Origin of the sequence: Pseudomonas sp. JL3 (assembly GCF_031570575.1) — a bacterium.
Classification (GTDB): Bacteria; Pseudomonadota; Gammaproteobacteria; order Pseudomonadales; family Pseudomonadaceae; genus Aquipseudomonas; species Aquipseudomonas cucumis.
This window is the reverse complement of record NZ_JAKWJK010000002.1, coordinates 599,421-611,027: the sequence shown is the minus strand read 5'-3', so window position 1 is coordinate 611,027 and position 11,607 is coordinate 599,421. Positions and strand designations below refer to the sequence as shown.

6 protein-coding genes are annotated in these 11,607 nt (G+C 57.5%); 5 read left to right on the top strand and 1 reads right to left on the bottom strand.

Translation table 11 applies throughout. The features are described 5' to 3' along the window. Positions 1–8: 8 nt before the first annotated feature. The 5 genes from MMG91_RS06115 (at position 9) to MMG91_RS06095 (ending at position 7,634) form a co-directional block, all read left to right on the top strand. Complete coding sequence (locus MMG91_RS06115) at positions 9–1,583, top strand: ABC transporter ATP-binding protein (RefSeq protein WP_310659057.1); 1,575 nt, start codon at positions 9–11, stop codon at positions 1,581–1,583. A 72-nt stretch (positions 1,584–1,655) separates the two neighbouring features. Beyond that, complete coding sequence (locus tag MMG91_RS06110; RefSeq protein ID WP_310659056.1) at positions 1,656–3,071, top strand: sigma 54-interacting transcriptional regulator; 1,416 nt, start codon at positions 1,656–1,658, stop codon at positions 3,069–3,071. A gap of 275 nt (positions 3,072–3,346) precedes the next feature. Continuing rightward, complete coding sequence (locus MMG91_RS06105; RefSeq protein ID WP_305445800.1) at positions 3,347–4,738, top strand: GntP family permease; 1,392 nt, start codon at positions 3,347–3,349, stop codon at positions 4,736–4,738. A 7-nt stretch (positions 4,739–4,745) separates the two neighbouring features. Next, on the top strand, positions 4,746–5,519 hold the full coding sequence (gene hbdH, locus MMG91_RS06100) for a 3-hydroxybutyrate dehydrogenase (protein ID WP_310659055.1): 774 nt from the start codon (positions 4,746–4,748) through the stop codon (positions 5,517–5,519). Positions 5,520–5,678: 159 nt separating this feature from the next. After that, entirely contained in the window at positions 5,679–7,634 is a 1,956-nt protein-coding gene (locus MMG91_RS06095) for an acetoacetate--CoA ligase (RefSeq protein WP_310659054.1), read from the top strand. A 129-nt stretch (positions 7,635–7,763) separates the two neighbouring features. On the opposite strand, the gene MMG91_RS06090 is transcribed toward MMG91_RS06095, so the two are convergent. Next, positions 7,764–11,543 carry a hypothetical protein gene (locus MMG91_RS06090; protein WP_310659053.1) on the bottom strand — a complete coding sequence of 1,260 codons (3,780 nt, stop codon included), beginning with the start codon at positions 11,541–11,543 and terminating at the stop codon, positions 7,764–7,766. Between the last annotated feature and the right edge of the window lie 64 nt (positions 11,544–11,607).

The following is an 11,607-nucleotide window of genomic DNA, read 5'->3' as shown; positions in this document are numbered from 1 at the left end:
CTATTGATATGACTGACAACCTGATCGAAATCCGTGACCTCAACGTGGCCTTCAGCGGCCAGACCGTGGTGCGCAACCTGTGCCTGGACATCCGCCCCGGCGAATGCCTGGCGCTGGTCGGCGAGTCGGGCTCCGGCAAGTCGGTGACCGCGCACTCGATCCTGCAACTGCTGCCCGAAAACGGCACGCAAACCACTGGCAGCATTCGCTATCGCGGCCAGGAATTGATCGGCGCCGACGCCAACGTCTTGCGCGAACTGCGCGGCAACCGGATCGCGATAATCTTCCAGGAGCCGGTGACCTCCCTCAATCCGCTGCACAGCATCGAAAAGCAGATCGGCGAAACCCTGTTGCTGCACAGAGGGCTGGGTGGCAAAGCGGCACAAGCGCGGATTCTCGAGTTGTTGCAGCTGGTGGGCATCCAGAAACCCGAAGAGCGGCTCAAGGCCTACCCGCACCAACTGTCCGGCGGCCAGCGGCAACGGGTGATGATCGCCATGGCCCTGGCCTGCGAACCGGAATTGCTGATCGCCGACGAGCCGACCACCGCGCTGGATGTGACGGTGCAGCGCAAGATCCTGCGGCTGCTTAAATCCCTGCAAGAGCAGCTTGGCATGTCGCTGCTGCTGATCAGCCACGACCTCAATCTGGTGCGCAGCATGGCCCAACGGGTGTGCGTGATGCACGCCGGGGAAATCGTCGAGCAGGCACCTTGCGAAACGCTGTTCACCGAGCCAAAACACCCTTACAGCTGCGTGCTGCTGAACGCCGAACCGGAAGGTGAAGCCCTGCCCCGGGACGAGCGTGAAAAGGTCCTGGAAGTGAACAATTTGCAGGTGCAGTTCGTCATCGGTGGCGGCCTGTTCCAGCGTAAAACTTACCTGCGCGCGGTGGACGGCATCAGCCTGAACGTTCAGCGCGGCAAGACTTTGGGCATCGTCGGCGAGTCCGGTTCGGGCAAGTCCACCCTTGGTCAGGCGATCCTGCGCTTGCTTGATTCCGAAGGCAGCATTCGCTTTCAGGGGCAGGCGCTGGATGGCCTGACGCAAAAGCAGCTGCGGCCATGGCGCAAGAAGATGCAGGTGGTGTTCCAGGATCCCTTCGGCAGCCTCAGTCCGCGAATGTCGGTGGCGCAGATCATCAGCGAAGGTCTTGAGGTGCACAGCCAGTCCACCCCGGATGAATGCGAAGCCCAGGTGATCAGGGTGCTGGAAGAAGTCGGCCTCGACCCGCAAAGCCGTCATCGCTACCCGCACGAATTCTCCGGCGGCCAACGCCAGCGCATCGCCATTGCCCGCGCGTTGGTGCTGAAACCGGCACTGATTCTGCTCGACGAACCGACCTCGGCGCTGGATCGCACGGTGCAAAAACAAGTGGTCGCCCTGCTCCGCCAGCTTCAGGAAAAATATGGCCTGACCTACTTGTTCATCAGCCACGACCTGGCGGTGGTGCGCGCCCTGGCCCACGACATGATCGTGATCAAGGACGGCAAAGTAGTGGAAAGCGGCGCGAGCCATGATGTGTTCGAGTCGCCGCAGCATCCGTATACCAAAGAGCTGTTGGCGGCGGCGCATCCGGGGTAGGCATAATCTGTGTCATGCAGTTGGACCGCGAAGGCGCCCGCCCAGACACCCTACATTCTGGACATGAAGCCCATGAACACCACCGAAAGCCTCAAGGACTACCAGCGCGTTCGCACCCTGGCGATCCGCTCACTGTTCGAAATCATCGAGCAATCGAGCGAAGGCACGGTGATTGTCGACCGCGATGCGAACATCGTCTGGATGAACGAGCGCTATGCCCGGCGCTTCGGTCTGGAGTCGGCCGCAGGTGCGATCGGCAGGGCCTGTGAAAGCGTGATCCCCGGCAGCCTGTTGCGCGAAGTGGTGCGCACTGGACGCCCCATCCTGCTGGACATGCAAGACACCCCCAAGGAACCGCTGATAGTGATGCGCCTGCCGATTCACGACGATGCCGGCGCGGTGATCGGCGCCATCGGTTTTGCCCTGTTCGATGAATTGCGCAGCCTGTCACCGATGCTCAAGCGCTACCTGAGCATGCAGGAAGAACTGGCATCGACCCGCTCGCTGTTGCGGGCGCGGCAGACCAAGTACAACTTCGCCCATTTCATCGGCACCAGCGCCGCCAGCCTCGAAGTCAAACGCCGCGCCCGGCGCAGCGCCAGTGCCGAGTCACCGGTGTTGCTGCTCGGCGAAACCGGTACCGGCAAGGAGTTGCTGGCCCAGGCGATCCACGGCGCCTCGCCTCGTGCGCACAAAGCTTTCGTCAGTATCAACAGCGCGGCGATTCCCGAGTCGCTGCTGGAAGCCGAGTTCTTCGGCACTGCCCCCGGCGCCTTCACCGGCGCCGATCGCAAGGGTCGCACCGGCAAGCTGCAGATCGCTCAGGGCGGCACGCTGTTTCTCGATGAGATCGGCGATATGCCGCTGCCTCTGCAAAGCAAGTTGCTGCGGGTGCTGCAGGAAAAGGAATTCGAGCCGGTGGGCTCCAACGAAGTGATCCAGAGCGATGTGCGGGTGATCGCAGCCACCTCTACCGATCTGGAAGCGGCGATCAAACGCGGCGAGTTTCGCGCCGATTTGTATTACCGCCTCAACGTGCTGCCGATTCAGGTCCCGCCCCTGCGTGATCGCCTCGACGACCTGCCAGCCCTCAGTGAAGCGATCCTCGAAGAGCTGCGCAGTCAGCACGAACTGAACCCCGAAGCTTTGGATTTGTTGGGTCAACACGCCTGGCCGGGGAACATCCGCGAACTGCGCAACGTCCTGGAACGCGCGGCCTTGCTCAGTGATGATTTGATGCTGAACGCGGCGGATATCCGCTCGGCGATTGGCAGTTTTACCCCAGTGCAGCGTGTGGTGCCTCTGCCCCTTCAACCGATTGCCCATGAAACCTTCAGTGAAGCTCGCGAACGGTTTGATCGGCAGTTGATTGAATCCGCCCTCGCGCAATGCGGCGGGAAGGTTATCGAAGCGGCGGCGCGGTTGGGGCTGGGGCGATCGACGTTGTACAAGAAGATGGTGGCGTTGGGGATTGCTGAGTCTCTATAAAGAGACATTGATCTCTATTGGTAGATATGACCTCTTCGCGGGCAAGCCTCGCTCCTACAAGTGGTGCGTTGACGTTCCCCGTAGGAGCGAGGCTTGCCCGCGAAAGCGTCAGCCCAACCACCAAAAATCTCAATACAGAGACAAAAACCCACACAACTCTCTCATTAATTAATAAACCCTTTATATTTCAACAACTTATCTTCTGGCACGAAACTCGCTATAGCCCTTCCCACAAAGCTTCACCCTACAAAAATAACAATCGAAGGAGACACACCATGAGTGTGATCATTGCCTTGGCAGCTCTTACGCTGCTGATGGTGGCTGCCTACCGTGGCTACAGCGTTATCCTCTTTGCCCCGATCGCCGCCCTCGGCGCGGTCCTGCTCACCGACCCTTCCGCCGTTGCCCCCGTCTTCACCGGGGTGTTCATGGAAAAAATGGTCGGCTTCGTCAAACTGTATTTCCCGGTGTTCCTGCTCGGTGCCGTGTTCGGCAAGCTGATCGAGTTGTCGGGCTTCTCCCGCTCCATCGTCGCAGCGGCGATTCGTTTGCTCGGCACTCGCCAGGCGATGCTGGTGATCGTGCTGGTCTGCGCCCTGCTCACCTACGGCGGCGTGTCGCTGTTTGTGGTGGTGTTTGCGGTCTACCCGTTTGCCGCCGAGATGTTCCGCCAGAGCAATATCCCCAAGCGCCTGATCCCGGCGACCATCGCCCTCGGCGCATTTTCGTTCACCATGGACGCCCTGCCCGGCACGCCGCAGATCCAGAACATCATCCCCAGCACCTTCTTCAACACCACCGCCTGGGCTGCGCCGTGGCTGGGTGTAATCGGCACGATTTTCGTGTTCTGCGCCGGCATGCTGTTCCTTCAGAGCCAGCGCAACAAGGCCCAGCGCAGCGGTGAAGGGTATGGTTCAGCGCTGCGCAACGAGCCGGAAACCGCACCGGACATCAAGCTGCCCAACCCATGGATCGCACTGTCGCCGCTGTTGATGGTGGGCCTGATGAACCTGCTGTTCACCCGCTGGATTCCAGAGTGGTACGGCAAGACGCACAGCCTTTCGCTGCCGGGTATGGCAGCACCGGTGACCACCGACATCGCCAAGCTGACAGCGATCTGGGCGGTCCAGGCAGCCTTGCTGGTAGGCATCGTCATGGTGCTGGTGTTCGCCTTTCAGACGATTCGCGGCAAGTTGGCAGAAGGCAGTAAAAGTGCGGTCAGCGGAGCGCTGCTGGCGGCGATGAACACCGCGTCGGAATACGGTTTCGGTGCAGTGATCGCCTCGTTGCCGGGTTTTCTGGTGCTGTCCGGCTGGCTCAAAAGCATTCCCAACCCGCTGGTCAACGAAGCGATTACCGTGACCCTGCTGGCCGGCATCACCGGTTCGGCGTCGGGCGGCATGAGTATCGCTTTGGCAGCAATGTCCGAGACATTCATCAGCGCCGCCCACGCCGCCAATATTCCACTGGAAGTGCTGCACCGGGTCGCCGCGATGGCCAGTGGCGGCATGGACACCCTGCCGCACAACGGCGCGGTGATTACTTTGCTGGCGGTCACCGGTTTGACCCACCGCGAGGCCTACAAAGACATTTTCTGTATTACGCTGATCAAGACACTCGCTGTTTTTGTGGTGATCGGTACTTTCTACGCCACTGGCATTGTGTGAGGTATTCATGACGACTCTTTCGGGCAAGACCGCACTGGTCACCGGTTCCACCAGCGGCATCGGCCTGGGAATCGCCCTGAGCCTGGCCAGGGCTGGCGCCAATCTGATTCTCAACGGTTTCGGCGATGCGTCGACGGTGATCGCCGAGGTCGAACAATTCGGTGGCAAGGTCGGCCATCATCCGGCCGACGTCAGCGACCCGGCGCAGATCGCCGACATGATCGAGTACGCCGAGCGTGAGTTCGGCGGCGTGGATGTCCTGGTCAACAACGCGGGCATCCAGCATGTGGCGCCGGTGGAAGATTTTCCCGTGGAGCGCTGGGACTCGATCATTGCGATCAACCTGTCGTCGGTGTTTCACAGCACCCGGTTGAGCTTGCCGGGGATGCGCACCAAGGGCTGGGGACGGATCATCAACATCGCCTCGGTGCATGGCCAGGTCGGTTCGGTGGGCAAGGCCGCGTACGTCGCGGCCAAGCATGGCGTGATCGGCCTGACCAAGGTGGTCGGTCTGGAAACCGCTACGACGAACGTCACCTGCAACGCCATCTGCCCGGGTTGGGTGCTGACGCCACTGGTGCAGAAGCAGATCGATGATCGCGCCGCGACCGGGATCGACCCCCAGCAGGCGCAACATGATTTGCTGGCCGAGAAGCAGCCGTCCCTTGAATTCGTGACACCGCCGCAGCTGGGCGAGTTGGTGCTGTTTTTATGCAGCGAAGCCGGTAGCCAGGTGCGTGGCGCCGCGTGGAATATTGATGGTGGGTGGTTGGCGCAGTAACTCGCCGCTAGCCCCCTGACACTGATCGTTCCCACGCTCTGCGTGGGAATGCAGCCCGGGACGCTCCGCGTCCAAAAAGCGGATGCAGAGCGTCCATTGGGGCATTCCTTTGCTGCGCGTGGGAACGATCTGGATGCATAAACAAGAAGAGGCCAAGCCATGTCCGACATCCTCTGGCAACCCGGCACCGAGCGCATCGGCAAGACCCGCATGGAGGCCTTCCGGCGCTTCGTCAATCAGCGACACACCCTTGAGATCGCCGACTACCCTGCCCTGCACCAATGGAGCATCGATCAACGGGCAGCTTTCTGGCAGGCCATCGTCGATTTCTTCGACATCCGTTTTCACGATCAACCGGACGCTGTGCTGATAGAAGGTGAACAAATGCCCAGCGCCCAGTGGTTTCCCGGCGCCACGCTGAACTTCGCCGAACACCTGTTGCGCCGTCGCGACGATGCCGTGGCGGTGGTGGCCATCGGCGAAAACGGCCAACGAGAACAACTGACCTGGGCCGAACTGGTGAGCCATGTCGCGGGTTTTCAAAATGGCCTGAAAGCCGCCGGTGTCGGCCTCGGCGATCGTGTAGCCGCGTGCATGCCAAACACCTGGCAAACCCTGGTGGCGATGCTCGCCACCACCAGTCTGGGCGCGATCTGGTCCTGTTCTTCACCCGATTTCGGCACCCACGGGGTGATCGATCGCTTCGGCCAGATCGAGCCGAAAGTGCTGATCACCTGCGCCGGTTACCGCTACGCCGGCAAAGAGATCGACCAGACCACCAAGGTCAATGAAATCCTCGGACAACTGCCGTCCTTGCAGCAATTGATCGTTGTGCCTTACGCACGTCCTCAAGCGCGCATCGAGGATTTCCGCTGCCAGGCCAATGTGACGCTGTGGGACGATTTTTACGACCCGGGCGGCGAGCCGCAATTCGTTCCCGTGCCTTTCGCCCATCCGCTGTACATCCTCTACTCCAGCGGCACCACCGGCGTACCGAAGTGCATTGTGCACGGCACCGGCGGCGTGCTGCTGCAACACGTCAAGGAACATGGCCTGCACACCGACCTCGGTGCCGGCGACCGTTTGTTCTACTACACCACCTGCGGCTGGATGATGTGGAACTGGCTGGTCTCGGCCCTTGCCGTCGGCAGCGCCGTGGTGCTGTATGACGGCTCGCCGTTTCATCCGGGTCCGGAGCGCTTGATCGACCTGATCGACGACGAACGCCTCAACGTCTTCGGCACCAGCCCGAAATTCCTCACTGCGCTGGAAAGCAATGGCTTGAAGCCGTGCGAAAGTCATGACCTGAGCAGCCTGAGAACCATCCTGTCCACCGGCTCGGCGCTGTCGCCGCAAAGCTTCGATTACGTCTACCGCGCGTTCAAGTCCGACCTGTGCCTGTCCTCGATGTCCGGCGGCACCGACATCGTTTCGTGTTTTGTGATCGGCAATCCGGTGCTGCCGGTGCGCCGTGGCGAAATGCAGTGCAAAGGCCTGGGCATGGCGGTCGAAGTCTGGAACGACGCCGGGCAGCCTGTGATCGGGGAAAAGGGCGAACTGGTGTGCACCCGACATTTTCCGGCGATGCCCATCGGACTATGGCATGACCCTGATGGGGAAAAGCTGCGAAAGTCCTATTTCAGCCTGTTCCCCGGCGTCTGGGCCCAGGGCGATTATGCCGAGCAACTGCCCCATGGAGGGATGCTGATCCACGGCCGCTCGGATGCGGTGCTCAACCCCGGTGGCGTGCGCATCGGCACGGCGGAAATCTATCGTCAGGTGGAGAAAGTCCCGCAGGTGCTGGACAGCGTCGCCATCGGTCAGCAATGGCAGGATGACGTGCGAGTGGTGCTGTTTGTGCGCTTACGCGACGGCGTGGAACTGGATGAACCGCTGCAACAGCAGATCCGCCAGGTGATCCGCGCCAACACCACTCCACGGCATGTGCCGGCGAAGATTGTCGCGGTGACGGACATTCCACGGACCATCAGCGGCAAAGTGGTCGAGCTGGCGGTGAGGAATGTGGTGCATGGCCAGAAGGTGAAGAACACCGACGCACTGGCCAACCCCGAGGCACTGGAGCAGTTTCGCGACCGCCCCGAATTGAATGACTGAAACACCCTTCGCAGGAGCTGCCGCAGGCTGCGATCTTTTGATTTTTGGTGTTAGATAAATTGCTAAATATCCAAAAATCGCAGCCTTCAGCAGCTCCTATGGGGGGTCGCCAGGAGGGTGCCGCTAAATTTAGTTCAGGGTTACCAGGACCGGTTCGGCAATTTTGCCATCGCCGCTTGCCATAGCGGCCTGCAGGATGGACATGTTGTTGTCATAGGTCAGCTTGTCGGTGTACAACTGACTGAGCAGCGACGTGACCACAGCCAGGGAGTCGGCATTTTCGAAAGCATTGTATTGCACCACCGCACCATCCTCGGCCACCGGAAGTTGCCCTGCAGCCAAGTTCAGCAGTGGCGCGACATCCAGCACTTGCTGTTTGCCACCTGCATTTGCCATATCGATGGCATAGCCGACATCCTTTGTCTGAGCCGCACCGTGGAGCATTTCATGAATCAGATCGTCAGCCACTACGCCATGGTTGAAACCATGACGGATGAAATGCTTATTTAGATTTCCCGTGTAGATTTCAATGAACGCTGTACCGGGTTGATCAGCAGCATTCAAGGCCTTCCAATGCTTGTAAGCGTCCGTGTTGAATGCAGCAATGTTGCCGTTATCCTTGAACGGGTCGAGAATAAAATTGCTCAGGGAGAAACCTGCGAAGTCTGTCCTGATCAGTTTCAGGTATTTCAATACTCGATCACGGGCACCGGCCGTATTTCTGCCCAAAAACATCTTCATGACAACATCGCGTTCCTTTGTGAAGTCATGAAGACTCAAAGCATTGATCGCGTTTTCAATTTTTGCTTTTGCCTGTGGCAAGCTTTTCTCAATGAAATGACGGGTATAACTGACTGGCAACGTTTTGAATCGAGGAATTCTGACGGGTGTCTGAAACGTGAAGTTGCTCAGCTTCGGCCCCCAGGGTTTACCGGTTCGGTCAAGGGCATACCATTTGAAGTCTTTACGCGCCGCCACAACGGTCAACGTTTCAGCACTTCCGCTGTGGGGTCGCCAAGTGCCCTGCCCGGTTTTCACGCCATGGGTTGTGCCAATCAGGCTTTGAGGTTTATGGGCTCCTTTGATATGCCTCAGCTGTTCCTTCGCCATGGCAACGATCTCTTGGACCTGCCCGCTCAATCGCATCCCTCCCTTGTAAACCAGCTTCCCTGTACCTTTCAGTATCGATGGCACGTCGTCCAACGGGTTAAAGATGGAAATGCCCGTACCAATAACCAGCTTGGCCAGACCTGTGAGCCGGGAGGCCATGCGAGAAGTCTTGGCCACCATACTCGCGGCCTTGGCGCCTGCGCCTGCAAAGGTCGCCACCAGAGCAATAGCATCCATGGCGCAACCATAGATGCCATCAACCACAAGATTGTGTTCCCCGGTAGACAGATCCTGTACGCACTTTTTGAACGGCACCGCGAGATCGACGATATAGGTGGCAATTCTTTCGCCTGTTGCACGCTCCAGTTCAAGCGCCGTGGGTTGAGTAGCGCTCGCTTCGAGTTGTTCGAACGTCATCAACGGGTGATGAGCTACGATGAATTGTGCGACTCGGGCAAGCTGCGGTTCTGCGAAATTCTGGTACTCACTTCTCTTCGGACTTGATGGCGTGACCGGCGCTGGCAATACGGCTAACTTGTCGATAATCGCCTTGCTGCGGATGACCTGGAAATCGTTCGCTACGCCCTCGGTATAGCATTTGAAATTGACTGGCAGACTTTCTTCAGGTGTCGGCGACACATGTGTTTTCAGATCGCCGCTGAAATCCATCCTTGCAGCCGACTGTAATTTTCCGGTACTGACGATCAGCCTTCCGAGTTCGTCGTTTTTATGTATCTCGCCGCGCAAAGTAAAAATCTCATAACACGATACGCGGCCACGATAGGAAACGCACATCACAATGCCAAAACGCCCTGTAGCGGCATCTTTACCTTTTTGACTCTCCACCGGTTCCTGAAAGACAAATGGGCCTGATATCGGCCTTTCTCGCATGAATACCGCTGAGTGACGGAGGGTGAAAAAAGTGACCTCACCGTTCAGAACATTCTGCAATTCGAAAAAGGAAAGCCGCGCGAGCGCTAACTTGATGCTTGTCGCGAGTGCTTTATTCAACTCGCTCAGGTAAAGATGTAATTGACGATGAAATTCATCGTTATTTTTCCTCATCAGTAACAGCAGCGGGTAACGAGTGTAAACACTGGCAACCGTGGGATCGTAGAGGTTCGGTTCTTTCTGGCCGCTGATATCGCGCAACAGATCCGGGGAACGGTGATTGGGGAAAACAGCGCGAAAGTCCCACTGACCTTTCACCAGATCGCCCGACATATGCAAGTCAACCATGGACATCTTGGTCGGCGAAGCATAGAGCCCCGGTTGCTGAGAAAGTACCGGCAGCTCGAGGAAATCACAGTTCGGGGCAGCGCGCTCCAAGGCCGCTCGCGCGATGGTTTTCCTGTCGGGCAATGGGGTGGAATACGCTTGGACGACCTGTGAAAAATTAGCCCCATATTGCTGATACGCGGTAATTGCACGTTGCGTCGTTTCTTGTTCGGTTCGACGCAGTTCTTCATTCGTCACCACGCCGTTAACCAGGGCCCAGTCAACGATCGGATCAATCAATGCCAAGGTGTGCAAATTCGCCAAAGACTGGCTGACCGGTTCCTGTTCCGCGTATGCCATGATCTGCGCATAAGTCATCACACGCGAAGCGCCACGGGTGACGGCTTCGACCAGTGCCACTCCACGGCAAAAGGACACCCATTCAACCGAACCGATCAGAATGGAAGTCGGAACCTGTCTGACCAGGAACTCGGGCGCCGTTTGCGCCAACAACAGATGAATCGCCAAGGGAGCCGTGTCGTGCGTTGCCCATCCATTGACAACGATGTGATCGCGCAAAGCCTCAAGGACGATGGCTGACGGCCTCCCGATATAACTTGGCGAGTACATTTCAAAGCTGCCGACAGATTTCCTTCCCTGGCTCTTGCCAATAAAAGGATTGATATCCAGCAACATGGCGGTAATGAATACTTGCCCAAGTTGTTGCGGGGAAATTTCCTGATCGGCCTCCACTCCAAACCACCCCAACAGCTCCAGGTACTTCTTGGCATACTCCTGAGAGATCGAGTGGCTGATCAATTGTTTTATCAACACGGCGGCATTGTCGTGCAGTGCAATCGCGGAAGCTGTTTCGCGGAACAGGACATCGAGCAGTCTTTCGCCCTTCGGAACAAGTTTGGCAGTTGCGTTCCTGATGGCTTTGCACTGTTCGGCAGACAAAACGATCAACGATTGATCATCGGCAACGATCTGTCCCCAGTAATTGCCAAGATGATCGATTTCAGGAAAATCAAATTCAAAATAATCTATCAGGCCTTTGACTTGCGCAACATTCTTGGGCACATCGAAACCGTGAAACTGAAGCCATTGGTCGACAACTATAATATTGTCCGTCCATATGTTACCTCCAGCTTCCCTGGCAACTTCCACAAGGATTTCCATAGCCTTTTGGCCATATGGAAAATTTTCGAAGTAACCCAGCTTGACGAAATCTTTCCAGTCCGAGCCACTCCATACTTCCAGCTTGCCGGAATCGGTAACGCGAAGAGGCAGGGGTCCGATAACATACTCTTGAGTCAATGCACTTCTTATAGCAACTGTGCTGGTCAATTCATTCAATAGAACGCTTCCCGGCACATAAATCTCATACAACGAAGAATCCTTCTGTAACTCCAGCTCATATTCGAACCAATCGATTGGTTCGTCACCACTGTAGTCTTTCAAGCATTCTTTCAGGCCAGTCAAAACCAATTGCCGCTCCACGGCATCCGCTTCTTGACGCTGTTGCTCATCACTATCTGATGCATACTTATAGGATTTATTTACACGTTCAAAGCTCATGACTAACCTTATATAAATTAACTTGCCGACTTATTCAGCCAAGACAGTCTTACTGACCAAAACC

What these genes read in the sequence shown, in the direction of transcription:
- MMG91_RS06105 (WP_305445800.1), top strand. Translation starts at nt 3,347, where the DNA reads ATGAGTGTGATCATTGCCTTGGCAGCTCTTACGCTGCTGATGGTGGCT.
- MMG91_RS06095 (WP_310659054.1), top strand. Translation starts at nt 5,679, where the DNA reads ATGTCCGACATCCTCTGGCAACCCGGCACCGAGCGCATCGGCAAGACC.
- MMG91_RS06110 (WP_310659056.1), top strand. Translation starts at nt 1,656, where the DNA reads ATGAACACCACCGAAAGCCTCAAGGACTACCAGCGCGTTCGCACCCTG.
- MMG91_RS06115 (WP_310659057.1), top strand. Translation starts at nt 9, where the DNA reads ATGACTGACAACCTGATCGAAATCCGTGACCTCAACGTGGCCTTCAGC.
- hbdH (WP_310659055.1), top strand. Translation starts at nt 4,746, where the DNA reads ATGACGACTCTTTCGGGCAAGACCGCACTGGTCACCGGTTCCACCAGC.
- MMG91_RS06090 (WP_310659053.1), bottom strand. Translation starts at nt 11,543, where the DNA reads ATGAGCTTTGAACGTGTAAATAAATCCTATAAGTATGCATCAGATAGT.